The organism is Neobacillus vireti (genome assembly GCF_036962345.1).
Taxonomy (GTDB): domain Bacteria; phylum Bacillota; class Bacilli; order Bacillales; family Cytobacillaceae; genus Neobacillus; species Neobacillus vireti_A.
This window is the reverse complement of record NZ_JBALNB010000007.1, coordinates 160312-187117: the sequence shown is the minus strand read 5'-3', so window position 1 is coordinate 187117 and position 26806 is coordinate 160312. Positions and strand designations below refer to the sequence as shown.

Below are 26806 nucleotides of genomic sequence, written 5' to 3'. Positions count from 1 at the left end.
CTCCACAATACGAATGGACAATCATACAGTATTTGCAACAGTTGCCCGTACAATCGTGCCACGTACAAACCGCCTTATAGCCAAGTGGTTTTTTCTGCAAATGGTGTACGCTTTTTCGCGGAAGTGATTTCTTCTGCAGGGTAACCAATACATAACGTCCCTACTAATTGCTCCCCAACCGACGCACCAATAAAATCATGTAATGCTGTATCATGCACTAAGCCAACACCACGTGTACGCCATACCATGCCTAAACCAAGCTGTTCAGCCATTAACCATATCGACATAATCGCACTGCTGACTGCAAAGGTATTATCTTTTGTTGCACCTTCGTCTCCATCGACAATCGCAGAAGTCACGACAATGACAAGCGGTGTCTTTGTGACAGCTTCCATTGAGCTTTCCACTAAATGCGGTTTTGTTGGGAAGCGTTTTTGTAAATAATCGAGCGCCACTTGCTCATATCGTTTTAAGCTATCGCCCTGTAATACATAGAAATGCCAGGGCTCACGCATACGGTCATTTGGTGCATACGTTGCTGCTTCTAATAAAGTCTCAATTTTGTCACGTTCGACTTCGCGCGTTTCAAATTGGCGAATCGCACGGCGTTTTTTTAATGCATCTAACATAATTCATGCTCCTTTTCTATAAACCAGGCAATTTGATCCCGTACGCTAACAACCTCACCAACTAAAATCATGGATGGATTAGAGATACGATGTTTTTGAATATCTTGTGCAATCGTGGATAGATTGCCTGTAATCGTACGCTGATTTTTGGTTGTGCCCCATTCAATGACGGCAACAGGTGTTGATTCACTTTTGCCATAGGTAATTAAGCTTTTCGTAATATGCGCGATATTGCCAATGCTCATATAAAAGGCCACCGTATCAATTTGAGCTAGCGCGGACCAATTTAAAAAATCCTGCTCCTTTTCTTGACGGCCATGACCTGTAACAATTGCAAAGCTTGCAGCATAATCACGATGTGTTACAGGAATCCCTGCATAAGCAGGCACAGCAATTCCCGCTGTAATACCAGGCACGATTTCAAATGGAATATCGGCTTGACGTAAAATCGCGGCCTCTTCTGCACCACGTCCAAAGACAAATGGGTCACCGCCTTTTAAGCGGAGAACCTGCTTGCCAAGATTGGCTTGTTCCACTAGCACACGATGAATTTCATCTTGAATCAGTCCATGCCTGCCGGGTTCTTTTCCACAATAAATCAGCTCGGCGTCAGGCTTCGCATGTTTTAATAATTCAACATTCACCAGACGGTCATATAAAATCACATCTGCTTGCTGAATGCACTCTAATCCACGAATCGTCAATAGTTTTGGGTCACCAGGACCAGCTCCTACAATATATACAAATCCGCTCACCGCTTTTCTCCTATACGCTGCTGCAGCCACGCTTCACATTTTTGTTTTTCATCTTGCTCGATCCATTGTAATAACTGTGGATCCAGGAGCTCTGCTAATAGCTGTTTTTTCTCATCGCCTGTAGACACTTGTAAAATGTGCTGCCGTGCTTCCTTTAAAAAAGCAACATACTGCGCGTAATGTACTCCAAATTGCTCTTCTAAATTCGTCTTTACCTGGCGTGTCAGACCTGGACTTGCTCCAGACGTCGATACAGTCAAAACGAAATCACCGCGGCGAACTACTGCTGGATTGATGAAATCAACACGTCCTTTTGCATCCGCACGGCTGAGTAATTGCCAATGCTGGGCCGCTTCTTCCACTGCATTGTTTACCTCTTCCTCATTTGTAACGGCGAAAATCAGTGCTGCATCATCTAAATCAGCAGGTTCAAATTCTTTTTCTTTCCATGTCACAAGCCCTTCATTGATATAGTGCTGCAATTTTTCGGTTACCTCAGGGCTTATCACTGTCACTAGCGCATTTGTTGGCAGCAGCGCTTCCACCTTTTGACGTGCTACATGTCCGCCCCCAACAATAACAACCTTTTTATAGTCAATATTCATTAATAGTGGGAAATAATTCATTGTTTACCTCCAAACATGCTGTAAGCCAGTTTTTCACAAGCTGTGGATTCGAAGCAAAATGAAAGTGTGTATAGCCAGCAACAATATTTTTATGTAGATAACCTTCTTGCTGAGCACGCAAACGGCCTTTACTAAAATAAGCTGGTGATGTATGCTCCCCCTCATACGTTGAGTAATGGAACTCATGCCCTTTTGCCTGCTCCTCTTCATTGATTAGAAAGTTCCCCGGAACACCTGTAATTTCCCGGTAGCCAAGTGCCGCTAATTTATCCTGCATCCGTACACGTCCTGGAATGATTCCGAGCATTGGGAATACCTGTCCTTGACGATTCACAATTTCCTCTGTTAAATACATAAAACCGCCGCATTCCGCTAATGTTGGCATCCCTTGCTTAAGAGCGGCTCTTATTGATTGCTTTGTTTCTTCATTTTTCGCCAATTGTTCCGCAAACTCTTCCGGGAAACCGCCGCCAATATATAGCCCCTGCGCTTTTTCTGGAACTTCCTCATTTTGTAATGGAGAAAAGTAATGCAAGGTGGCACCATATGCACGGAGTAATTCTAAATTTTCTTCATAATAAAAGTTAAAAGCGGCATCCTTTGCAACTGCAATATGTACTTCTTGTCTTTGCTCCTGTATATCGAATATAGATTCAGTAACGTCCAATGATTGTGTTTTTGTAATTTCCAGCAGCTGTTCAATATCCACTGTTTCTTCGATTGCTTCTGCAAGACTATTAAAATAGGAATCTAGATCACCACGTTCAATGGCGGGAACTAAACCGAGATGACGGCTTGGCATCGAAGGTACAGCTCCTTTTGGCAGATAGCCAATGACTGGAATTCCACATTCTTGTTCAATCGCTGCCTTGACAATTTCAAAATGGCTTTTACTTCCTAATTGATTGGCAATAACACCAACAATATTGGAGCTTTCATCTAACATTTGAAATCCCTTGACAATCGCAGCCGCACTTCTTGCCATACTTGCTGCATTGACAATTAAAATGACGGGACTTTTTGTAATCACACTAATATGAGCAGCAGATCCTTCATTTGATAATGGGGATTTGCCATCATAAAAGCCCATCACTCCTTCAATAATTGCTGCATCTGCATCTTGGCTCGCTCTTGCGACAATGGCACGGATTGTATCATGGGACATCATGAAACTATCAATATTACGAGAAGGGCGTTTTGTGACAGCTGTATGATACGTTGGGTCAATATAATCAGGGCCGCATTTAAAGCCCTGGACTGTTAATCCACGCTTCATAAGCGTACGCATGATGCCGATTGTGAATGTTGTTTTTCCAACACCGCTTCCTGTGCCGGCTAGAACAAATCGATTCATTGTACTTCCTCCTGAAAGTTGAAACGTGCAATGGAAATGGTCACATTTCCGCTTTTCTTTTTCTCGAGCAGTAATTCTTTCGCATTCGAATAACGCAATGCGGCCGGCTCGCTGACCCCATATGCACCTGTATATTTAAAGACTGTTTCTGATGGGTTTTGCATTGGTATTTCATTTAGCTGGTCAGGTGTGTAGGTTACAAACGGCCAGTTATGTTTAGCCGTTAATTCAAGCAGGCCTGTTTCGTTTTTCTTTAAGTCGATGGTCGAAACTGCTTTGACACTTTTTTTACTTAAACGCAGCTCTGCTAATGTTTCATCTATGACTTGTTCAATTTCTGCCATTACCGTGCCACGATTACAGCCAATGCCAAGTACAATTGATTTTGGACGATATATAACGCCGTTCTCGAGCAGCACCTCTTCATGCGCCTCAATTAACCGATCTGTAATAAGAAGGGCCGCTTGTGGCTTTGCCATGATCGCTTCATCTATCGATGGATAAATTTTCAAATTGTCCGGTAATGAGCGGTCGTACATCCACCAATTTTTTTCTCCCGTTTCCTGCACGATCGCAACATGCTCTTCATTGACAACCGATGCACTAACGGGAGTTAATTTTTCTTCGCTATCCCAAATCCAACCAAATTGTGCGCCAAATAAATCCACTGAAATCGTTTTTTGAACATCTGAGGCGGTTGTAACAACAGGTACTGCACCAATCGCATTGGCAAATTCATGGGTTAAGGCATTAGCACCGCCAATATGCCCTGATAAAACGGCGACGACATACTGTCCTTTATCATCCACCACTAACACTGCAGGATCTTTCTTTTTATCAATCAAAAGCGGAGCAATCATGCGAACGACAGCACCGAGGGAAATGACGCAAATGATTCCTTTATACTGCTGGAACAAAGCAGGCAATAATAGGCGAACCGTACCATCAAATAACTGAATTTGGCGCGTGTCTTCGTCACCCTGCTCGAATTTCTTCATATAATAAAGGTCCGCATATGGGAATTTTTCCGTATAGCTTCTTGCATGTGCCACCCCATGTTTGGTTATGGCGACGAGAGCATATGGTTTGCGCTTTTCTATTACAGGAATTTCACCTTCATGTAAACTAATCATTCTCCTTCACACCTTTGCGGAAGCCATGAGTAAAGGTTTTGTCATATAGCTTCGAACGATAATTTTTTTCATGGATATCCGGGTCTAATGCCCAGCCTGCTAGAATCATCGCATGCTTGCGAATACCATTGACACGCATTGCTTCATCTAATTCAGCAACTGTTGTCCGTACAATTTTTTGGTCTGGCCACGAAGCACGCTGCACAACCGCAACTGGTGTATCGTCTGCCCAGCCTGCTGCCTGCAGTTCTTTGGTAATTTTCTTTGTTAATGTCGAACTTAAAAACATGGCAATTGTACAGTGATGGCTTGCCAGTGCCTGTAATTTTTCACGTTCAGGCACAGGTGTACGTCCTTCCGCACGTGTTAAAATAAGCGTTTGGGTTAAATCAGGAATCGTCAACTCTGCGCCAACAGCGGCTGCAGATGCAAAAACAGAACTTACACCTGGCACAACTTCATAGCTAATATCATGCTGCTTCAGCAGTGCCACTTGTTCCATCGTTGCCCCGTACATCGCCGGATCGCCTGTATGTAAACGTACAACCGTTTTGCCTGCGTTGACACGCTCAACGATACAATCCACCATTTCCTGGAGATGCATCCCTGCTGTGCGGATAATTTCTGCCGACTCCTTCGCTTCCGCTACTAACGTTTCACTTACGAGTGAATCAGTATACATCACAACATCCGCTTCTTTTAATAACTTAAAACCTTTCACCGTGATTAAATCCGGATCTCCCGGACCTGCTCCAATAATCCAAATTTTCTTCATTATTTGCGCACCACCATACATGACAAGTAATTTAATTCTGCACCCCGAAGTTCATTAATCTTCCAAATTACCTCTTCGTCAGAAGTAACTTTTGTAACGACATGTGCTTTTTCTAATAAACCCATTTCCTCCAGCAGATCGAGCATTGCGTCTAAAACTTTTGCTACTTTAATAAAGACGATTGCATCATGGCTTTCAATCACCCGGCGCATTTCTTCCATATCCTCTGTAGCAGGAATCATAGCGACATGGTCATCACCATCAGCCAATGCAATCCCTAAGCGATTAACAGAACCATTAAATGACGAAATACCTGCTACAGTTTCAATCGGGACATCTGGGTGCATCGATTTCATTAAATTCATTAAATGAATAAATGTGCTATATAGCATCGGATCCCCTTCAGTCACAAACGCTACATCTTTTCCTTGAACTAAATAGCTATAAATCGCTTCCACTGATTTTGTCCACTCAGTGCGCAATGTATCTTCATCTTTTGTCATGGGGAATACCAAACCAAGCATCTCTTTTTCTGCCGGGTTAATATACACTTCCACAATACGATGGGCATATGATTTACTGCCCTTTAATTTTTTAGGATATGCGATGACTGGGCTTTCCTGCAATCTACGAAATGCTTTTACTGTGATTAATTCTGGATCTCCCGGCCCAACACCTAATCCAAATAACGTTCCCATTCTCATTATTCTTTTCCTTTCTTTGCTGTCACAATATAGATTGGATTTAACGGTTCAAAACGCGTTAAATTTAAGATTGGTTTACTCTTTGAAATTTGTGCCTGTAATATCGATACTTCACAGCCTAATGCTTTTAGACGCTGAAGCGCTTCTGCCAGATTTTCAATCGTTGCAATATTCATAACAAGGCGTCCATTTGGCTGTAAGCGTGAGATACATGTGTGCAATAAATGCTCCATATTTCCACCGTTGCCGCCAATAAAAATGGCATGCGGATCTGGAAATTCATCCAGACGATCAGGTGCCTTCCCTAGCACTGCAACAAAATCTGTCCGATGTTTTAATTGATTTTCCAAGCAGTTTTCAAGGTCACCCTCATTTTTTTCAATTGCATACACGGCACCTTCCCGAGCTATTTTTGCTGCTTCAATTGCTACTGAACCAGTGCAAGTCCCAATATCCCAAACAATACTATTTTCTTTTAGACCTAACTCCTGCAGACAAAGAGTTCGAATTTCTCTTTTTGTAATTAAACCTTTATCTGGTTTTCGCTGAAAAAACGCATCATCCGGAATACCAAGAGGGGTGCGTTCGACTAACTCACGCTGTTTTAAAATCACAACATTCAATGAAAAAAAGGAAGTTTGCTCCATCTCGTCCAATGTGAAGGAGCGGCAGCGCTCGTTTTTACCTTGTAGATTTTCAGCAACAAAGGCATCATATTCTGTCATGCCGAAACGCTTTAAATATTTTGCAATTGCCTGGGGAGAATTCGTTTCATCTGTTAAAACAGCAATTTTCTTACGTCCATCAATTCTTTGTGCAAACCCTTTAATGGAACGGCCGTGCAAGCTGACAATATACGCATCCTGCCAGCTTTCCTGCATTTTAGAAAAAGCAAGCTGTACCGAGCTGGTATAAGGGTAAATCTCTAATGGCAGCTTCTTCGCAAGTACACTGCCAAGTCCATAAAACAGTGGATCACCGGACACTAAGATAACGGCATTCCGTGTTTCTTGCTGTAATTCAGCTATTAACGCTGACAAACCGCCTTTGATTACTTTTTTCTCTTTTTTATATTCCGGGAAAAATTGCAAATGACGTTCCCCGCCTACAAGTACATCACATTCATTGATCCACTCAGCATATTGGGGGAGCAAACCTTCCGCGCCATTATCCCCTATACCAATCATCTTCATCCAATTTGTCAATGTTCTCCGCCTTTCCTAAACAATCTCCATTCATGGCATACAAGGTTGTCGACACTTTGATGTCAGTATTCATATGATTCAGTGCATAGTAGCAGCAGTTTTTGCAAAGTGCTGCAAAGAATGCCTCGTTTCCCTGAAGCATTTCACCAACCTGTGAAGCCGTATTCGCCTGTAAAATTTCTCGCTGCTTCGCCTCATCAACACCCACTTTATTGGCAATGCCCGCTAAAAACTCAAAGCTTATCGGTGCACTTTTTGAGTGAACCATCATAACGCCTTGGGCAACTTTTGAGAACTTCCCCATCATCCCTACTAACGAGACTCTCGGAATCTTCTTCCGTGCAATATTTTTTAATGTAAAACCAACAAAATCGCCCATTTCTATAAATGCTTCTTCTGGTAAATGAGGATACTGCTTCATTGCAAATTTTTCACTGCGTCCGCCCGTTGTAATGACTAAATGCTCACATCCTGATTCTTTTGCTACATTGATTGCTTGCACGATACTTGCCATATAAGCAGAACTTGAAAATGGCACCACTGTTCCCCGTGTACCTAATATCGAAATTCCGCCAATAATGCCTAACCGCCCATTCAATGTTTTTTCAGCAATCTCTTCACCGTCTGGTACGGAAATGACCACTTCAATTCCACAATTTAATAAATATTTTTCAATTGTTTCTTGTACAACACCACATATCATTTTACGCGGTACAGGGTTTATCGCCGCTTGACCTACAGGTACAGGAAGTCCCGCTTTTGTCACTCGTCCTACACCAACCCCGCCATCTAAATGGATACCTTCTTCTTTTGAATAGCGAACGGTACTTTGAATTCGTGCCTGGTGTGTAGCATCAGGATCGTCCCCGGCATCTTTAATCGTTTCACACATTACCTCGTCATCTGAGACTTCAAATGCCGTTACTTTAAATGTTGCATACTGACCAACCGGTAAATAAATCGTAACTTCATCTGGTACCTTTCCACTCACAAGTGCTTGCAGTGCCGCTTTTGTCATCGCTGTTGCACATGCTCCTGTCGTGTAGCCATGACGCATTTGTGAAGGGTCTTTTTTATTTCGTTTCTTTTGCTCGTTCATCCGCCATAATCGAAATGGCATTAAGTGCAGCGACTGTCACTGTACTGCCACCCTTTCTCCCAACATTTGTAATAAATGGAATCCCTTCCAGCACTGCTAACTCCGCTTTCGACTCTGCTGCTGATACAAAGCCGACTGGCATTCCAATAATTAAGTCCGGTTTTGCAGCACCATCTTTTATTAATCGAATCAACTCCAGCAATGCGGTTGGTGCATTGCCAATGGCATAGATTCCTCCTTCATGTAAACGCGTTGCCTTTTGCATGGAAATAATAGCACGTGTTGTTCCTTGAGCCTTCGCTTCTTTTGACACATCTTCATCCGCAATATAACAATGTAAATCCCCGCCATGCTTTTGGAATCGTTTCCTTCCTGAACCGCTTTCGATCATTTGTACATCCACCACTACATGTCGGCCCGCTAAAATGGATTGAACCCCTGCCTCAATGGCATTAGGTGTAAAAATCATGCTGCGGCCTAACTCAAAATCTGCTGAAGCGTGAATCACCCGTCGAACAACTAGCCATTGCTCATCTGTAAATGAATGTTCGCCCATTTCCTCTTTAATAATGGCGAAACTGTGATCATAAATCTTGTCTGGATCTACCGTTACGGGAATAAACTTTGTATTAAAGTTCATGTTTGCCAAGAATAAAACCTCCTAATAGTTGAGTTACTTCTTCGAAAGAAGTACAAAAATTTTCATATTCAATCGCTGGCCGTTTTATTAAAATAACAGGAATCCCTAATTGTAGAGCAGCTGTCATTTTTTCATCTACAGATCCCACTTTGCCGCTTTCTTTTGTAATCATTAGAGACACATTATATTGCTCGCATAGTGCTTTATTTAATGATTCCGAAAATGGGCCCTGGATCGCAATAATGTCCTTTTGTTTAATACCTAAACTATTACACTTTTCCATATTCCCTATATTTGGAAGCATTCTGCAAATAAGCCGGATTTCATCACGCATTAAATATTTAGCAAATATTTCTAACGTTTTGCTGCCTGTTGTCAGCATGATCGTTCCTTTATGAAATTGTGCTAATTTGGCTGCTTCTTCATAACTTTCAACTTCTGTAATTAGTGGAGAAATAAACTGTTCTTCTGGTCTTTCATAACGAATATATGGAATACCACATGCTTTTGCTGCTGCCATTGCCGTTTTCGACGCTTCTTCTGCATATGGATGGCTGGCGTCGATGACACAGGTCATCTTTTCCTTCTGAATAAGCGCCATCATGTCATTAACTGATAACCGCCCGACTTGATAAGGAATATGGTGGGCATTTAAACTTTCGGCTGCAGATTCTGTGACAACTGTTGCTAATAAAGGATAGCCTTGATTTTGTAATTGAATGGCTAATGCTCTCGCATCACTTGTGCCTGCTAAAAATAAAATCATGTGTTCCTCCTAATCTCCACATGGTGCCGGCTCGACTTCAATTTTGGAGCTCATATCCTGATAGTTAAAATACTGAATTTTTTTCACACGTTTAAAATATTTAAAAAGGCGTTCATTTGGATGGGCATTTTGTTTATACTCTTCTATCATTTTCGTTAATAACGGCAGCAGCTGATCTGGTTCAATTCCTTCTGCTACTGGCTGTGCAGCATGGGCAGTTCGGCCAACCGGCTTTGCGCCAATAAATAAATCAAATTTTTTCTTGCGGTAGACGATCCCGATATCATCGAATACTGCCCGATAACAGGCCATACCGCAGCCGTTGAAACCAATATGTAATTCTTTTGGAAGCTTTAAGCCCCCCAATTTTGCTGCTATTTCTTCTGCATATGGAATAGATTCTGCTTTTTCACCGTAGCAAAAATCACAAGCTTTTACATTTAAAACATCGCCGACAGGCATGACAATTAAATCATTTTGTTTAAGTCTTTCAACAATCGATTCAGGTTGATCTGTTGGAATCTTTAGTAAAAAACGATGATCTGGTGTATATTCCATGGTGCCGCTCTCGCCAATTGTTTCGGCCAATACGCGCATTTGCTCTGGCTTAATAAATTTATTGGCAACACCAGGTGAAACTGCAAATTCAAATATATTTTCAATCGGCTGCTGAACTAAATGCGGATATTCTATTTCCGATTTAGACACCATGGATAAAGCCTTTAAGGCCAAATCTAATGAGCTAACTTCTTGTTTTTTTCTTTCAATTTGCTCATAACCAGATTGCGCTTCCCCTGTTTCTTGATTTAATGCCCATGGTTCGGCTTCCTTTTTCAAACGCTGATGCGGTTTTAAACTTTGCTTTTCTTCACCTAACGTATATTTACGCTGATACCCTCGAGGGGTAATGATTTTATTGTCATAAAAGAAAGTAGAAGAATTCCCGATAATAACCGTTGTCAGCATTCCTATATCATGTTCAAGCATTTCAGCCAGTGTTGTCAGCACCACATGTTGATTTTCACGATAGGCACTTTTCACAAGTCCCACCGGTGTTTCAGGAGAACGATATTTTAATAGAATATTTTGTGCCTCTACAATTTGGCGTGTCCGTCTACCGCTTTTCGGATTATATAAAGCTATTACGAAATCGGCCATCGCAGCTGCTTCAATGCGCTTTTCTATTACAGTCCAAGGCGTCAAATGATCACTTAGACTTATCGTGCAGGAATCATGCATGACAGGCGCACCCAATAAACTCGCACAAGAATTAATCGCTGAAATACCTGGTACAATTTCTACCTCAATTCCTTCTTTTTCAGTCCAGCCCTTCTCAATCAGCACTTCATACACTAATCCAGCCATACCATAAACGCCTGAATCTCCGCTGGAAATGACTGAGACAATTTGGCCTGATTCAGCTTTCTTTACTGCATCCTGTGCACGTGACACTTCTTCTGTCATACCCGTACTGACAATGGATTTTGCTGTTACGAAAGCTTCAATTAGCTCCACGTATGTTTTATAGCCAATAATACAATCACTTTGCTGCAATGCAGCTACAGCTCGATTTGTAATATGCTCACGATCACCTGGACCGAAGCCAACAACAAAAATTTTTCCCTTTTTCATAGGCTTACCTCCAAATAAAAAATGCCTGCACTCCTTTTAAAAGGAATACAGGCATGTGATATGACAGTATAAAAATAGCATACTGAAACTCAAAAACAATAGGTAAAATTGTCCCGCCTATACTTCTCCCTCCGAAAAGCAAGTGTCGTTTAAATAAGCAGGTTTCCTGACTTAAGCTTCTTTTTACTCTTACACCTTCCCGATTTCTCAGTGGCATTGTAATTTCATCAGCTCTTACAGTAGCGGGGGCTGTACTAGACTTTCACTAGTTTCCCTATTACCTCACAAATGTGAGCACTTATTTAAATTACTTTATTAATTTTTTTAAATATATCATATAATCTAAATATTTGATACACTATTTTTTAATAATTTTATAAAAGCTTTGTAGAGCAACTCCATATACGCAGTCATTCCATCATTTCAAACAGTTCTGCCTTCGATCTCGGATACTTTTTATTCGATAAATTCGTTCTTTGTAATCTTTCAAACACTTCCATGATCCAAGGTACTTGCAAATGGCTTTTTTCGAGAATTTCTCTTTTATTAAAAACCTCAACGGCTGTTCCTTGAGCTATCAAATGCCCATTGTTTAAGATGATGACCTCATCTGCCCACTCAAAAGCTAAATCTACATTATGAGTAGACAATAAAATCGTCCGATTTCGGTGATTAATTTTATCCAAAATTTCCATTATTCTATTTGAATAGTAAGGATCGAGTCCAGCTGTTGGTTCATCTAACACGATTAATTCTGGTTCAATAGCAAGAATTCCAGCGATTGCTACCCTTTTTTTCTGTCCGATACTTAAAAAGTGAGGAGGTTTATCTTTAAACGATTCCGTTTCTGTTAATGTGATGACTTCCTTTACACGCCTCTCTATTTCTTCGGTGGGTAAATTTAAATTTTTTGGACCGTACTTAATATCTTCATAAACACTAGATGAAAAAAGTTGGGTATCAGAATTTTGGAATACAATACCGACTTGCTGCCTTAATTGCTGGATCTCTTTCCGTTTATAGGTTAACTTCTTTCCACTGTATAAAATGCTTCCACTTGTTGGCTTTAAAATACCGTTCATAAGCAGAAATAGTGTCGATTTTCCAGCGCCATTATTCCCTAATAAGGCTATTTTTTTCCCTTTTTCAATTGAAAGATTTATATTATTCAATGCCATCGTTCCATCTGCATATTGATAAGAAACTTGTTCAAACGTTATTATTTGTTCACTCACTCTGCATACGTCCTTTTCATTGATCTTTCATGATTTTGACATAACATATATCATGAAAAGTGTTACAAACGATATAAAAATAATGACAAAATGCCCACGATTATAGCCCATTGATAAATCCACATCATACAAATGTTCATCTCCACCACGACTATCAATTGCGATTTGAAGTTGTTTTGCTGAGAGCATCGATTTAACGAAAAGGCTGACAATAAGCTGTGCAACGCTGTAAAACCAGCTACTATAATTTTGATAGCCAAGCCTGCTAGATTGTGCAATATAAATTTCATTCATCTTTTCCAATAAAACAAAGATAAATCGATACGTAAGCCCCATTAATTCTACAAATACAGTTGGTAGTTTTACTTTTTTTAATACCCAGATAAATTGATTAAGAGGTGTTGATAAAACAAGAAAATATAAACAGCTCACACTTGCTAAAATCGTTGTGGCTAGTTCGTATGATTGTTGGATACTATATGAACTTATATAGATTTGCCATAAACCTATTTCGGCCATCCAAAGCACTTCTAAATCTTCTTGATAAATAGGTGCAATGGAAAATAAAATGGCAACCAAGCTTGTCAATAAGAAAACAAAAGGGACGAATAGAAGTTTCAAATATGCTATATACGGGATTTTCGCCTTGAATATCACCAATATACTCATTACAGTAAAAGTAAAACAAGCCACGGAAATATTTTTTGAAATAATTGTAAAAAAGAGAAAGATCAGTGCAAAACTAACCTTCTCAACGGGATGAACATCTTTTAATCCGCTGGTATAAGCATAATCATCAATTTTTATCATAGCATTCAATTCATTCCACTATTGTTTGGGTGAAGAATACTTTTTTCTAGCTGTTCCATATCCAATGACATAGCCGATGATGATGGCACCGAGAGCCGCTTGTAATGAGAATAGTAAACTTTCAATCTCTCCACTTGGTGGTTCCCATATAGCAGTAAACCATGGCTCATAGTCAGGTGCCACTTCGATAATCGCTTCCTCCGCTTGCCTGTCAGCTCCACCAAATTCAGCACCATTTAGAAAAATTAATGGAATAATTGCTAATAAAATTACAATTAAAAATAGTACTCCATTTTTCATGTTAGCTTGCCTCCTTAATTGATAGTAATTGCTTTATTTCTGCCATATTATATTTTTGAAGTAAATTCATCACAATTACCGTAAGTAAGCCTTCACTGATCGCTAAAGGAACTTGTGTAAAACCAAAGATACTAGCAAACTTTACAAATGAAGCCACAAAGCCACCCACCTCAGCAGGGAAAGCTAACGCTAATTGAACCGACGTCACTAAATATGTCCCAAAATCCCCTAACATTGCAGCTAAAAAGACTGCAACAGCTATAGATAAGTTCATTTTTCTTCCAAACTTAAATATTCCATAGGCGAGTAGAGGTCCGACGACTGCCATGGAAAAGGCATTCGCTCCTAACGTTGTAATTCCACCATGTGCTAACAGTAGTGATTGAAATAAAAGAACTATTGTTCCTAAAACACTCATCGCCGTTGGACCAAATAAAATAGTCCCTAATCCTACACCCGTTGGATGAGAACTACTACCTGTCACTGAAGGAATTTTCAACGCAGATAAAACGAATGCAAATGCACCAGATAGACCTAGCATTGATTTCAATTCAGGATTTTCTTTTAATTTTTTCGAAATCGATCGTATTCCAACGGCAACAAATGGAATGGTGATTCCCCACCAAAAAACAGCCCAGCCAATTGGTAGAAATCCTTCCATAATATGCATTGCATAGGCTGGACGATAAGAGTTCGCCCAAAAATAGCTTGTTAAACCTAACAGGACAACAAATGAAACCCATAATGATCTTTTTTTCACTTTAAACTTACCTCCGTCGTATAAAATAGTGACCAAACTAAAAAGAGCATTTAAACCTGGTGGGTTTAAATGCTCACAAAAAACAATGGTATGTTCTGCTTTTTAAAAAAAGCATACTTCCGTCTCCGTAAACACATCCCTATATCCCGTAGGTCACGTCGTGCTTTCTAAACAGGCAGGTCTCCTGACTTACCATCGATGCTCTTTGCGTCTTCCCGCTTTAAAATAAAGCAGTGACATTGTGCAATTAGCTCCGGATTACAGTGGCGGGTACCGTGTCGGACTTTCACCGAACTTCCCTATTAAGCTATACATTCTTAGATGCATAACGCCTGTTTAAAATATGTATTTGATTTTCTTTATATTACATTTCCAGACGGGTCCTGTCTACCATATTTGCTTGTAACCCCTAAGGAAATTTCCTTATTCTTTGTTTTGCAAATGAAAAAACGAGCTCACATATAGTTTGTTTTACAACGAAATTGATACCTTTTCTTCATACTTGCTAAATGCTTCCTTTACAGCATGATACACGATTTGGCCAATTCCTTCCCCAACAATCGTTCCTGAACCAGCGTGAGATAATTTTTCCCTTTGCTGTGTAAGGGCAAGAAGCAGTGTATCGGTTGAAGAATGAGAGTCTACTAAATTGTATTCCTGTAATGCTTTCACTTTTGCTTCCGTAGCAGCCATATATCCATCCACTAAAGCACCATCGGTAAAATTTGCATCCAAGAAAACCATGATGTTTGTCCCTCTCCCTGCTGTCACAATTGCCATCATATGAAAATCATCTATTTCTTTCTTTACAATTACAGTATGCTCGAGTTTTGCAGCCATCATGATCCCGGCCGCTTGTTCATGAGGAATGGAGTATTGTTCCATCAATTGCTCTAAATCAGGGTGTAGACCAAAATCATTCTCCGCCACATAAAAATGACAAAAATATTTTAACCATTGTATACCAGCACCAATGGCCGTATTGGATAGTGTGCGTAAGGGCTGATTAAATTGAACATGAATATATTCTTCTGTTTGTTTTATTTTATAAGATTCTTCAAAGTTACATGACTGACTTGATGCGGCGTAGTTTGGTGTCATGAGAAGCTGCGGTTTCGGAACAGTTGGGTGTGATTGGGATTTCACTTTTACCTCGTACACCGTATTTAATTGATCTTCTTTCCTTAATAGGTCTACATCCCCTACTTCTAAAAAACTACCATTATGTAGTAAGGCAATACGATCTGCATAGAGCGAAGCAACATTCAAATCATGCAGGATAGCAAAAATGGTTAGCCCCGTTTTTTGTTGTCGTTCTTTTAATAGATTCAACATGTGAAAGGTATGTTTAATATCTAGATGGTTGGTAGGCTCATCTAAAAGTAAGATTTCAGGCTCCTGTGCTAAAGCTTTGGCCAATAAGACCCTCTGTTTTTCACCACCGCTAATCCGCCGAAATTGAGTATTTCGAAAGTCGCTAATTTGGGTTACTTCCATTACCTCCTCAATGACTTTCCGGTCTTCTTTCGAAAGCTGCTTAAAAATTCCCTTTTGATGTGGATAGCGGCCAAGACTAATGATTTCCTCAACCGTATAATCGAAGGATACTTGAACTTCCTGTGTTAAAACCGCCATTTTTCTGGCTTTCTCTAGTTTTGAGAGAGAAGAAATTTCTTTACCACAGATTGATACTTTCCCGCTAATCGTCGGTAACTGCCCTGTAATGAGTTTAAAAAGGGTTGTTTTCCCACTCCCATTTGGACCAAGAAGAGCAAAAAATTCTCCTTTTTTTATTTCTAAATTTAAACCATTAATAACGGGGGAATTGAAGTATCCTCCTACCAAGTTTTGAACGTTGATCATCTTCTAATCCCCCTCCCAAGTCGTTCTCTAATCAATAAAAAGGCAAATACAGGTGCACCAATGAGGGCAGTGATTACGCCAATTGGCAGTTCTTTAGGAGCAATGATGGTTCTAGCCATTAAATCAGCTAATATGAGAAAAGCTCCGCCTATGATCAAGGAAAGCGGAAGAACATGTCGGTGATTTGGGCCCGTAACTAGTCGTACTAGGTGTGGAATAACAAGTCCAACAAATCCAATTGACCCTGAAACCGCTACTGCTGCACCTGTTAATAACGACGCACCGATTAGAACGAATGTCTTTCCCTTTTTAACATCCACCCCAATATGATCTGCTGCTTCCTCACCTAGTGCCAGGGCATTTAATTCACGGTAGTGATAGAATAATATAAAAGAACCTATTAGCATAAATGGGAGAATAAGTTGAACATGACTCCACCCTCTCATTCCCACACTGCCATATAACCAGTAGATAATTTGTGTCATGGAGTCTCTATCACTTAATGAAATAATGAGAGAGACAATTGCACCAATAAAGGCACTTACAATGATTCCCGCCAATATGATCGTTTCAATCGCAAGACTTTTACTGCTTAAGTGAACGAGTCCAAATACAACGAGTAAAGAGATTAATCCAAATAAAATGGCGACAAACGGAAGCGTAAAACTGCCTAAACCAACAATCGTAAATTGAAAAAATAAAACCAATACGGCACCTAAAGAGGCACCAGATGATACTCCTATGGTATAGGGGTCTGCTAAAGGATTGCGTAATAGCCCTTGAAAAGCAGCACCCGCTAATGCCAGAGACGCACCTATACAAAAACCAAGAAGAACTCGTGGCAGTCGGATATTCCAAATGATCATTTCTTCATTTTTTGGTACCATCTCAAGCCAACCTATGTTAAACGTTTTTTCCAGAATTATATGTAAAATGACAGGGACTGGAACTGCGACACTACTATAAAATAAGCCAAGAAGGCTTGTACCAAGTAAAAGCCCTCCGCTAATCAAATACATCCAACCTATTTTATTTCTTAAATATTTCCGGATAGATAAATTCCGCAAGTGTCTCGACTCCTTCAATTAAACGAGGCCCGGGTCTTGTAACCGTATCACTATCTACGTCAAATACGTTTTTATTTTTTATAGCCGGCACTTCTGTCCATCCTTCACGACTTAGCACCCCTGCTGTTGGATTATCTACATAGTAGCCATAAGTGGTAATAATCACATCAGGGTTTAATTTTACTATTTCTTCTTCCGTCATCTTTACCCAGCCATCTTGATTTTCTGCGGCATTAGTGGCTTGAATGGTCTCAAGCATTTCATGCATAAAGGTATTTTGTCCTGTTGTAAAAATATCTGGAGCCGGTGAAACTTCAACCCAAACTTTCTTTTTATCTTTGATCGCTGCTGCTTTGTCTTTGATTGCTTGAAGACGCTCTTTCATATCTGTAACGATTTCATCTGCTTCCGTCTTACTTCCGGTTGCCGTACCAATCATTTCAATTTTGCTATATACGTCCTCAAAAGATACCGCACTTCCAACAACCACCACGTCAATACCAGCTTCCTCAAACTGTTTTAAGGTTTCTGGATGCGTTTTATAATGATAATCCGTAACAAGTGCAATGTCTGGAAGGAGTGTCAGAACCAGCTCTGAATTGATATCCTGTGCTCCAACCTTTTCTATTTTTTCTACCTCTGGGGGATAGTTATCATAATCGGATACTCCGATTATTTTATCGCCTAACCCAAGTGCAAACGCTATTTCAGTATTACTTGTCTGAATTGAAACGATTGTTTCAGGTTCCTCTTCTATCGTCACTTCTCGATTCGCATCATCCGTGATGGTGATAGGGAATTGTTCTCCACTTTCCTTCTCCACTTCATCCGTTTTAGCAGCCGCATCTTCTTTCGTCTTTTGTCCTTCCGTGCCACAGCCTGCCATGATACCCATGCTTAACAGTAGAACTACAAGGAAAAGACCCCATTTTTTTCCGATCAGTTTCATCATTTTTTTCCCCCTTCTATTTTTGAACACAAAAAAACGCTGTTCCGGAGGAAAGCGTTAAAGTAAAAAGGCAGTTTGTTTTATACTACTAAGTCTTGTGGACTGTATGTAACTTGCAATCTTCATAATAAATAAAAAATTATTTACATAATCGATTACCTGCACTTTAAACATTCCTTTCCTCGAGGAAGCTTAAAAACATAATAGGCAGGTCTCCTGACTTGCGAATCACCGTTGGTTATCCCTTCCCATGTTATAAACACAGTGGATTTTTATAACCTTCCTTCTCGCTTACAGTGGCGGGACCGTGTTGGACTTTAACCAACTTCCCTCTTAGTCTCAAATGAATCTCACTTTAGATTATTTAAGAAACCTATTTGTCTCGTATTCATTTTTTTGCTATAAAGGTCATTATAGTAGAGTATTCCACCTTTGTAAACTATTTCAACTGTTCTATCTAATATTATACGTACTCACCTCGCACAATCGTGTGAACCTTCGGCGATTTAAAGCTTTAACTCGCCGGAGGTCTGACCCGAATCTAATTTTTTGCGAATTCTCCATCGACTTCTACCGTTTCAAATATATTAATAAAGGCTTTTTCATCATGGCTGCGGACAATTTTTTTAACTTGCAGCATTTCGTAGCGTGTAACCACAATCATTAATATTTGTTTTGTCTCCTTTGTATAGCCGCCATAACCTTCTGTAATGGTGATACCTCGATAGATTGATTCTAGTAATTCCTTTCGTATTAACTCCCCTTTTGTCGTAACAATCTGCATCGTTAATTTGATGTGATTCGTGTGAATAGTATCAATCATTTTACCAGTCAAAAAAATCGACAATAGCGTATATAGTGCAATATTCCAATCGAAAGCAGCACCAGAAATAAGGACAATGACGCCATTCATGCCCGTCAGGAGAAGACCCACACTAACATTACTAGTGCGTGAAATGATAATCGCAATGATATCCAATCCGCCAGAGGTGCCTGAATATTTCAAAATCACGCCAATCCCAATGCCGCCGATGATTCCTCCGAAAATTGCCGACAGCAAGATATTGTCTGTTACAGGAACGACTGGCAAAAGAGATAAGAAAACGGAAAGTGATACAACACAAATCAATGTATTAACCGTAATCAACTTACCAAGCTTAAAGTATCCCAATATAAGTATAGGCAGATTGAGCAATAGATTCATTAAACCTATATCAAATGGAGTGATTAACCCAATCAAAATGGCAATACCACTTATTCCACTACTTAAAATCCCGTATGGAACCAGAAAGAAATTAAAGCTAAAAGCAACAATTAACGATCCAACGACAACAATTATATTTTTCATACTTCATGAAACCTCGTTTCTAAAAAAAGTAACTTGGGACATAAACAGATCTGATTTACGAGAATAATCGATTGAAATAACTGATGGGCATTACTATTTTTTGTATAAAAAAACTCGCCCCTAAAATAGGGACGAGTTATTACTCGCGTTACCACCCTTATTCCGCAAGTTTCGCAAAATGAAACAATCCGGCTCTCAGTCAACGTACCATCATACGTGTTCCATTGTAACGGTGGAAATTCGTCAAAGCTTACCTAGTTCAGCTTTGCATCTCGGAGATGATTTTCAGAGAAGTTGTGTTCATCGACTTTCAGCATGCGCCGACTCTCTGGGGAACATAATTCTTTTCTTACTCGTTCTCGTCACTGATTTATATTATTAAGAGTAATCTACCAGAAGGCAAATAAAGTTGTCAATATACTTTCCCAATATATCAATATTTTGAATAGTATGGATTGAATTCCCAATTTCCTCTATTTCAGTTCAAAATATTTGTTTTACATATATTTAAAAAGTGTATATACTCAAACTAACTGCATAGTGGTACAACGGTTTCACTATATGGGTAATTATGTGAATAACGCTCGTTTCATATTAACACTAAGTTTTTCTAAACAAATTCTAAAAATTGAAAGTTTGAGGGATTACAATGATCATAGATAAGCTAGCGAATGCAAAATTTTATTATGGTATTCATCCGAGAATGCAAAAAGGACTAGAGTATCTGATTGAACATGATTTGAATTCATTCGCACCAGGTAAATACGAAATAGATGGATTAAATTTGTTTATTATTATAGAAGAATACGAGACGAGACCAAAAGAACAAGGACGTTGGGAATCCCATCTAAAATACGCAGATATTCAATACATGATAAGCGGTCAGGAAAGAATGGGATATTCAACGATTGAAGGAATGAACGAAATCGAGCGGCATGAAGAAAAAGACCATTATTATTATGAAGGAACTGGCGATCTAATGCTTGTGAACCAAGGATCATTTGCCATCTTTTTACCGGAAGAAGTCCATAGTCCTGAAATTTATGACCGTACACCACAATCTATTAAAAAAGCCGTTGTCAAGGTGCTGTTAGATTAAAGATTATGCTTGACGACAAAAGACCGAACTCACTAAAAGTTCGGTCTTTTGATTTTAATATGGATCTGCTTCATGTCCCATTTGTTTTGCCTTTTGTGTCGTCTCATCTGCTTCAGCTGTGCTTGTATGTGTAGTATCCTTTCTCATTTCCATCGCTTTTGCTACACCATCTTTGACTCGTTTTCCATAATCCTCGTCGGCATTCGTAAAATACTCAATCATTTTATCCTGAATTTCTGGCCTGCAAACTTTCAGTGCATCGACAAGATTACTGATGAGCTCATCTCTTTCCCAGTCCTCGAAGCTCCGATACGTTTCACCGGCCTGCCCAAAATCGTTTGGACGATCAATTTTTTCGCGGACCAATTTGTCATTATAGTGTGGCTCATGGACTTTTCCTATTTGTTCAGCTTCCTTTAACCCACCGATAACGGAAGGCTCATAATTTACGTGTGGATTTTGATCAGATCCTACATCCACTTGATAGGACATTTGTCCCCCTCGCTGATTGGTGGCCACACGCTTTTTAGGTGCATTAATCGGAAGCTGTAAATAGTTTGTGCCCACCCGATGTCGCTGTGTATCGGAATAGGAAAAAGTTCTGCCTTGTAACATTTTATCATCAGAAAAATCCAATCCATCGACTAATACTCCTGTACCGAATGCAGCCTGCTCCACTTCATTAAAATAATTTTCTGGATTCTTGTTTAAAACCATTTTTCCTACCTTTAAGAATGGATATTGATCAGTCGGCCATAATTTGGTATCGTCCAATGGATCAAAATCCAGCTCAGGATGGTAATCATCGCTCATGATTTGAACACAAAGCTCCCACTCAGGATAATCACCATTCTTAATAGCCTCATACAAATCTTGTGTAGCATGGCTTACATTTTTACCTTGTATCTCATCTGCCTCCTTTTGAGTAAGGTTCTTAATACCTTGTTTCAAGGGTTCCCAATGGTACTTAATTAGCACAGCCTCTCCATCTTTGTTAACCCATTTGTATGTATTGACACCTGATCCCTGCATTTGGCGATAATTTGCAGGAATTCCCCAAGGAGAAAAAAGAAATGTCACCATATGTGTCGCTTCTGGTGTACCAGAAAGAAAATCAAACATTCGTTCAGGATTACTTAAATTGGAAACCGGATCCGGCTTAAATGCATGAATCATGTCAGGAAATTTCATCGCGTCTCGGATAAAGAATATTTTCAGATTATTTCCGACAAGATCCCAGTTTCCATCCTCCGTATAAAATTTCACAGCAAAGCCTCTAGGGTCCCGTGCCGTTTCCGGTGATTCCATTGCACCTGCTACCGTTGAAAAACGAACGAAGACTGGAGTACGTTTTCCCGCTTCCTGAAACAATTTTGCTCTAGTGTATTTTGCAATCGGCTCATCCCCTGCTTTTCCATAAGCCTCAAAATATCCATGGGCACCAGCTCCCCGAGCATGAACCACTCTCTCAGGTACTCTTTCCCTATCAAAATGAGAGATCTTTTCGATGAAGTCATAATTCTCAAGGGTTGAAGGCCCTCGGTTTCCTACGGTTCTGGTATTTTGGTTATCGGTTACGGGATGACCTTGGCGATTGGTTAAGGAATCATTCCCTTCACCAGTACCCAGCTTCTCTTTATTCTTATTTTCTTCTACCATTTTTCACCCTCCACAACTTGGAAAAATCCTTTTTATTCTTTTCCAAATGGAGTTTGTTATGTATTATTTTGGAAGAAATATTAAACTAAATCTTAATCAAGGTAGTTTAATGTCTTCGTTTTAACCGCATCTATACTATTTAATTGTTTAGCTAATACTATATACATCATGTTTTCTGATGGAGTGATTTGAATGTCACGTAAAAAAGGTAGTTCGATACATTTTCTCTTGTTATTTGTTGTGTTGCTAGTTCTTATTTGGTCTCTAATTAAACCAGAGGAAGGTTATAGGGTTTTGATGATGGAGATTTCACCTTCCGTGTTGGTTTTACTATTCTTGGTATCAAGCTACAATAAGTTTCGGCTTACCACTGTTTCCTATGTCATTATTACTCTTCTTGTCATTTTGACGTTTATCGGAGGGCATTATTCTTACGCCAAAGTTCCTCTCTTTACATGGATCAAAGATTATTTTGATTTACAACGAAACAACTATGATCGGTTTGGTCATTTTCTTAAGGGGCTTATGGTCATCGTTATAATCGAGATATTATTAAGGAAAACAGTTTTATTAAAAAGTAAAACGACAAATATAATTGCTGTATGTATAACACTATCAATAGGGGCTTTATACGAAATCATTGAATGGTTAGGTACAAAAATAGGAAAAGAAGGAAAAGCCACAAAAGACTTTTTAGGTATGCAAGGAGACATATGGGACTCCCAGAAGGATATGGCACTTTTACTCGCAGGGGCAATTCTTTCGCTTTTTTTCACAAAGATCCTTTATAGGCAATTGAAAAATCTTGATAATAAATAAAGTGCCTGTCACTACTCGAAATTTGTCGCATTCGATAAGTTACAGGCACCTAAATTTTATTGATTGCACAAAAGAACTGAGTAGATCATTAAATTCCTAAAGTTATCATAATTTGCATTATGAGAGGCACTAGAAATTATTTTAATGGATAAACTATCACTTCCTTTACATGAAGTAGAAAAAGCATTACTGCTGTTCCAATAATGCACACGATAACATAATTTCTTTTCATTTTTAACCATCTCAGAAATATTATTTTTGGTAAAGTGTTTTTTCAACTTAACTCCTCCCGTTAATTATTACCTATACTTCTATCAACGGTCTGCCGGGACTGATGTTAACACTCGATGATTACTTACAATATGTGTACTCCTTTGCTTTTAGTGGCAATCGAGTTCAGACAATCTACTCGGTTGCTAATTCCGATAAACTACAACATTTGCAATAGAAGATGCCATACAATCCCTAAATCGCAGTTCTCGCTCTATCAATCAGACACAAACAAACAGCTGGCCGATCCATCTAAGCCAGCTGTTTTTTACTATTTATTGATCATTAAGCTAGAATGTTTGTTTTCCCAATCCACTGAGCTCGCTAAATTTAATTAATTAATGAATTCCATGTCCGAGTCCATTATGCACCAATCAACTTCTCCATTTTGCCATTCAATAAAACCATCTAACGTAACTGCTAAATCTAAAATAACTCTTCTTCGCTTTACCTCTGTAGACATAGTTCTGCCTCCTTAAAGTTTCAGCTTTAAACCTTCATGTGTTGCTTTAAAACCTAACCGTTCATAAAATCTTAACGCATCTGGTCTTTTTTTATCAGTTGTTAGTTGTACTAAATGACAACCTCGTTCTACTGAACGTTGAATTGCCCATTTAATAAGTTCAGTACCTACGCCTTTACCTCTTACAGAAGCTGATGTTCTCACTCCTTCGATAGTAGCTCTCCATCCACCTTGGTGTGTTATGTATGGTGTAAAAGTAATTTGCTGCACCCCAATTACATTATTACCGTCACATGCCACTACTAACTCGTTATTAGGGTCGGATGTAATAGCCTCGAATGCTTTTATGTAACTAATTGGAAGTGGATGCTCATAACGTTCACGCCTACTTCCTAAAACATCATCAGCAAGCATTGCAACAATACTATCTAAATCTTTTTCAGTAGCTATTCTAAAACTTATTTCTGCCTCCAATAAAACCCCTCCTCTTTTTAGTAAACCTTTCGTTACATTCTATGCTAACAGCTTTATACTATAAGGGTAATTATAAATTATTAAAGACGTTTCATAAGATTTCATTTATATGTTTGTTAGATGTTCTTCTTCAACTCTTCTGCCAGTTAGTGCAGTAAGCATCACTTCACAAACATGAATAAATATTAGTGTTTATACATGATTTTCTTAATTAATGATTCTTGTTATTCAGTTAAAATTTATATGTATTTAAATGCTCTAAAAATATCATTTTCTACATCTCAAAAAAAGCAGATTTAGAGAGTGAAAATCACATCTAAATCGGCTTTTCCTATTATTGCTTTTCTATTAATTTTAACGCCTCGTTGTATAACTCTTTATCTACTACTTTTTCTATATCAAGCGGTGTTTGGATTAATCCATTTTCTAAATACCAATCAGACCAAGTTTTCAAGTCTTCAGCCCAGAACTCTGCATTTTCATCAATATAATTTAAATTTTTTGCTATACCTTCTTTTGGAATACTTGTTTGTTTCGCTAATATTTGGAGATCGAGGTTATAGTCCTCTGAACTTGTGTCTGTAGCTTTGAGGACATTATTGTAATAATATCTTGTAGATTCAAAGTAACCAGCAAGGAATCGAACTGCTAAATCTTTATTCTCTATCATTTTACCCGAGAAATAGACGCCTGCTGCTTGCATTTCTACTTGACCATTTGCCACCAACTTTTCAACTAAGGTACTTGGCAATGACGAAGCATCAATTTGTCCGCTTTCAAGTGCAGCTGCAATATTACCTAACGATCCTAATGGGGTTACCTCAACATCTTTGAAGGTTAATCCTGCTGTTTCAAGTGCCTTACCTAGCATATAATGTACAGAAGCACCGTTTTGAGTAATCCCGACTTTTTTACCTTTTAACGCTTCAATCGTGGTTACACCACTATCATAAAGCTCTTTTGTAACAATCAAAGCTGTTGAAGGATAACCCTTTTTTTCTTGAGTGCCATCCGCAACAATTCGAATAGGGGAGTCCCCTTCCATTAATAGATTAAATAAACCTGCTGTAAATGCACCTGTTCCCACTTCTACCTCATTCGTTTGAACAGCGATAGACATTGGCTGCGCACCTTTAAAACTTCCAAACTGAACATCGACACCATATTTTTGAAAGATTCCTATCTCATCACGCTGTTAGCCTATTTTTACTATATATAATTCACGTAATAATCGGAAATATCGGAAAACTATTGTGATAATAAGATAAACTTATTATCTCTTTATAATATTTTTTGATTGGAGTACCTGCCTCGCAAAATTCGGGAAATAGATAGAGGAAAAGTCTGTAACAGATAACTGTATACTTTTGCATAAAAATACATTCACTTTGTCAACTTGGTTTACAAAATTCAAAAATGATGGTATAATAAGTTTATCAACCAATTTGATATTACTTTTAAATAGGAGGTAGCACTATGTTTAAGATTGGTGATTTAATCGTCTATTCAGGACATGGTATATGCAGAGTGGATGATATCTCTGATAAGACATATGCCGGGATTACTAAGACTTACTATGTATTACATCCGATTGAAAATAATCAGAAATTAACGATTAATACCCCTGTAGATAATGACAACATCGGAAAAGTTAAATTAATGGAACAAGAGGAAGCTGAAAGAATTTTAGAATCATTTCATTCAGCAGGAATTAATTGGATTGAAAAGCCGCAATTACGTGTCCAAGTGTATAAAAATATTGTAAATACTGGAAATCGAATGGATATTGCAAAAGTAGCCAATACCCTGATGCGGAAAAAGCATGAAATTGAAATGGGGAAAAGAAAGTTTTATCAGCAAGATAGTAGAATTTTAAATACCATACAAAATATCTTGTTTAAAGAATTGGCCATCACACTTCATACTTCTCCTGACGTTATTATTGAAAAGATTAAGAGCATGTTACGTATTCAAGACAAAACAACGATTCAAGATATTTGTTAATGAAGGACAAGGATTTTGCTTCAACAACCCAAAACACTCATAAATGTTGAGTTAACAACATTTATGAGTGTTTTTTTGTTTTTACAAATGATTCGCAAGTAATATAAAGTCATTTTCACTACAATAACTAAAGAAAATAACTGCTAAATTTATGAAAACAGTATAAAAAACCCATCTATCTATAAGGGTACTTTGGGTAATATGGTCTAAAATGAAATGATAGACAAGTTCTATTGACTTATTTTCCAAATATAATGACTTTTCAGTTAATATTCACGCTACCCTCTGGTAATATATTTAATAACTACCATTTATTTCTATTCTCGAAATAGTAAAAATGGTACCTATTACATAACGGGGGGAATTTC

Annotated in this window: 27 protein-coding genes, 1 pseudogene, 3 riboswitches and 1 other annotated feature; of the genes and pseudogenes, 3 read left to right on the top strand and 25 right to left on the bottom strand. The window is 38.8% G+C overall.

What is annotated here, in order from left to right; translation table 11 throughout:
* Positions 1-74 precede the first annotated feature (74 nt).
* From V7108_RS08410 to V7108_RS08315, 20 genes are all read right to left on the bottom strand, one after another.
* Complete coding sequence (locus tag V7108_RS08410) at positions 75-629, bottom strand: nitroreductase family protein (RefSeq protein WP_335517220.1); 555 nt, start codon at positions 627-629, stop codon at positions 75-77.
* Complete coding sequence (gene cobA / locus V7108_RS08405; protein WP_335567881.1) at positions 623-1384, bottom strand: uroporphyrinogen-III C-methyltransferase; 762 nt, start codon at positions 1382-1384, stop codon at positions 623-625. The genes V7108_RS08410 and cobA overlap by 7 nt, the downstream gene beginning before the upstream one ends.
* On the bottom strand, positions 1381-2010 hold the full coding sequence (locus V7108_RS08400) for a precorrin-2 dehydrogenase/sirohydrochlorin ferrochelatase family protein (protein WP_335567880.1): 630 nt from the start codon (positions 2008-2010) through the stop codon (positions 1381-1383). Before V7108_RS08400 ends, cobA begins: the two co-directional genes overlap by 4 nt.
* Positions 1979-3364, bottom strand: a complete 1386-nt coding sequence (locus V7108_RS08395) for a cobyrinate a,c-diamide synthase (protein WP_335567879.1) — start codon at positions 3362-3364, stop codon at positions 1979-1981. The genes V7108_RS08400 and V7108_RS08395 overlap by 32 nt, the downstream gene beginning before the upstream one ends.
* Complete coding sequence (locus V7108_RS08390; RefSeq protein ID WP_335567878.1) at positions 3361-4497, bottom strand: cobalt-precorrin 5A hydrolase; 1137 nt, start codon at positions 4495-4497, stop codon at positions 3361-3363. Before V7108_RS08390 ends, V7108_RS08395 begins: the two co-directional genes overlap by 4 nt.
* The gene (gene cobM, locus V7108_RS08385) at positions 4490-5272 is read right to left on the bottom strand and encodes a precorrin-4 C(11)-methyltransferase (protein ID WP_335567877.1); all 783 of its coding nucleotides are present in this window, start codon (positions 5270-5272) and stop codon (positions 4490-4492) included. Before cobM ends, V7108_RS08390 begins: the two co-directional genes overlap by 8 nt.
* The gene (gene cobI / locus V7108_RS08380) at positions 5272-5976 is read right to left on the bottom strand and encodes a precorrin-2 C(20)-methyltransferase (RefSeq protein ID WP_335567876.1); all 705 of its coding nucleotides are present in this window, start codon (positions 5974-5976) and stop codon (positions 5272-5274) included. Before cobI ends, cobM begins: the two co-directional genes overlap by 1 nt.
* Complete coding sequence (gene cbiE, locus V7108_RS08375; protein WP_335568136.1) at positions 5976-7169, bottom strand: precorrin-6y C5,15-methyltransferase (decarboxylating) subunit CbiE; 1194 nt, start codon at positions 7167-7169, stop codon at positions 5976-5978. Before cbiE ends, cobI begins: the two co-directional genes overlap by 1 nt.
* Positions 7144-8280, bottom strand: a complete 1137-nt coding sequence (locus V7108_RS08370) for a cobalt-precorrin-5B (C(1))-methyltransferase (RefSeq protein WP_335567875.1) — start codon at positions 8278-8280, stop codon at positions 7144-7146. The genes cbiE and V7108_RS08370 overlap by 26 nt, the downstream gene beginning before the upstream one ends.
* Positions 8255-8920 (bottom strand): precorrin-8X methylmutase, encoded by a 666-nt coding sequence (locus V7108_RS08365; protein WP_335568135.1) that lies wholly within the window; start codon positions 8918-8920, stop codon positions 8255-8257. The genes V7108_RS08370 and V7108_RS08365 overlap by 26 nt, the downstream gene beginning before the upstream one ends.
* Entirely contained in the window at positions 8910-9686 is a 777-nt protein-coding gene (gene cobK / locus V7108_RS08360; RefSeq protein WP_335567874.1) for a precorrin-6A reductase, read from the bottom strand. Before cobK ends, V7108_RS08365 begins: the two co-directional genes overlap by 11 nt.
* Positions 9687-9695: 9 nt before the next feature.
* A complete protein-coding gene (gene cobJ, locus V7108_RS08355) occupies positions 9696-11318 on the bottom strand; it encodes a precorrin-3B C(17)-methyltransferase (protein ID WP_335567873.1) in 1623 nt (540 codons plus the stop codon).
* A 139-nt stretch (positions 11319-11457) separates the two neighbouring features.
* A riboswitch (cobalamin riboswitch) is annotated at positions 11458-11635 on the bottom strand.
* A gap of 93 nt (positions 11636-11728) precedes the next feature.
* Positions 11729-12553, bottom strand: a complete 825-nt coding sequence (locus V7108_RS08350) for an energy-coupling factor ABC transporter ATP-binding protein (RefSeq protein ID WP_335567872.1) — start codon at positions 12551-12553, stop codon at positions 11729-11731.
* 27 nt (positions 12554-12580) lie between these two features.
* Positions 12581-13363, bottom strand: coding sequence for a cobalt ECF transporter T component CbiQ (gene cbiQ, locus V7108_RS08345; protein ID WP_335568134.1), 783 nt, complete (start codon positions 13361-13363; stop codon positions 12581-12583).
* Positions 13364-13381: 18 nt separating this feature from the next.
* The gene (locus tag V7108_RS08340; protein ID WP_335517554.1) at positions 13382-13663 is read right to left on the bottom strand and encodes an energy-coupling factor ABC transporter substrate-binding protein; all 282 of its coding nucleotides are present in this window, start codon (positions 13661-13663) and stop codon (positions 13382-13384) included.
* A gap of 1 nt (position 13664) precedes the next feature.
* Positions 13665-14333, bottom strand: a complete 669-nt coding sequence (locus tag V7108_RS08335; RefSeq protein ID WP_335568133.1) for an energy-coupling factor ABC transporter permease — start codon at positions 14331-14333, stop codon at positions 13665-13667.
* Positions 14334-14580: 247 nt separating this feature from the next.
* Positions 14581-14774: riboswitch (cobalamin riboswitch) on the bottom strand.
* A gap of 120 nt (positions 14775-14894) precedes the next feature.
* Positions 14895-16286 (bottom strand): ATP-binding cassette domain-containing protein, encoded by a 1392-nt coding sequence (locus V7108_RS08330; protein ID WP_335567871.1) that lies wholly within the window; start codon positions 16284-16286, stop codon positions 14895-14897.
* Entirely contained in the window at positions 16283-17353 is a 1071-nt protein-coding gene (locus V7108_RS08325; RefSeq protein ID WP_335567870.1) for a FecCD family ABC transporter permease, read from the bottom strand. Before V7108_RS08325 ends, V7108_RS08330 begins: the two co-directional genes overlap by 4 nt.
* Positions 17316-18302 carry an ABC transporter substrate-binding protein gene (locus tag V7108_RS08320; protein WP_420489180.1) on the bottom strand — a complete coding sequence of 329 codons (987 nt, stop codon included), beginning with the start codon at positions 18300-18302 and terminating at the stop codon, positions 17316-17318. The genes V7108_RS08325 and V7108_RS08320 overlap by 38 nt, the downstream gene beginning before the upstream one ends.
* A 189-nt stretch (positions 18303-18491) precedes the next feature.
* Positions 18492-18694: riboswitch (cobalamin riboswitch) on the bottom strand.
* Positions 18695-18843: 149 nt separating this feature from the next.
* On the bottom strand, positions 18844-19650 hold the full coding sequence (locus V7108_RS08315; RefSeq protein WP_335567868.1) for a YitT family protein: 807 nt from the start codon (positions 19648-19650) through the stop codon (positions 18844-18846).
* Between the two features lie 124 nt (positions 19651-19774).
* Positions 19775-20025 (bottom strand) — a binding site (T-box leader).
* 274 nt (positions 20026-20299) lie between these two features.
* Between V7108_RS08315 and V7108_RS08310 the strand changes: the two genes are divergently transcribed.
* On the top strand, positions 20300-20749 hold the full coding sequence (locus V7108_RS08310) for a YhcH/YjgK/YiaL family protein (protein WP_335517542.1): 450 nt from the start codon (positions 20300-20302) through the stop codon (positions 20747-20749).
* A 54-nt stretch (positions 20750-20803) separates the two neighbouring features.
* Here V7108_RS08310 and V7108_RS08305 read toward each other — a convergent pair whose 3' ends face one another.
* Positions 20804-22408, bottom strand: coding sequence for a catalase (locus tag V7108_RS08305; RefSeq protein WP_335567867.1), 1605 nt, complete (start codon positions 22406-22408; stop codon positions 20804-20806).
* Between the two features lie 192 nt (positions 22409-22600).
* Between V7108_RS08305 and V7108_RS08300 the strand changes: the two genes are divergently transcribed.
* Positions 22601-23227, top strand: coding sequence for a DUF2238 domain-containing protein (locus tag V7108_RS08300; protein ID WP_335567866.1), 627 nt, complete (start codon positions 22601-22603; stop codon positions 23225-23227).
* A gap of 56 nt (positions 23228-23283) precedes the next feature.
* Here the strand turns inward: V7108_RS08300 and V7108_RS08295 are convergent, their stop codons facing one another.
* From V7108_RS08295 to V7108_RS08280, 4 genes and pseudogenes are all read right to left on the bottom strand, one after another.
* Positions 23284-23505, bottom strand: a complete 222-nt coding sequence (locus V7108_RS08295; protein WP_335567865.1) for a hypothetical protein — start codon at positions 23503-23505, stop codon at positions 23284-23286.
* Between the two features lie 335 nt (positions 23506-23840).
* Positions 23841-23960, bottom strand: a pseudogene (locus V7108_RS08290) (dihydrofolate reductase family protein); the annotation flags it as partial.
* Between the two features lie 12 nt (positions 23961-23972).
* Entirely contained in the window at positions 23973-24374 is a 402-nt protein-coding gene (locus V7108_RS08285) for a GNAT family N-acetyltransferase (RefSeq protein ID WP_420489179.1), read from the bottom strand.
* 394 nt (positions 24375-24768) lie between these two features.
* Positions 24769-25611 carry an ABC transporter substrate-binding protein gene (locus V7108_RS08280; protein ID WP_335568132.1) on the bottom strand — a complete coding sequence of 281 codons (843 nt, stop codon included), beginning with the start codon at positions 25609-25611 and terminating at the stop codon, positions 24769-24771.
* A 299-nt stretch (positions 25612-25910) separates the two neighbouring features.
* Here V7108_RS08280 and V7108_RS08275 point away from each other — a divergent pair, with 299 nt between their 5' ends.
* The gene (locus V7108_RS08275; RefSeq protein ID WP_335567863.1) at positions 25911-26438 is read left to right on the top strand and encodes a CarD family transcriptional regulator; all 528 of its coding nucleotides are present in this window, start codon (positions 25911-25913) and stop codon (positions 26436-26438) included.
* The last annotated feature ends 368 nt before the right edge of the window (positions 26439-26806 follow it).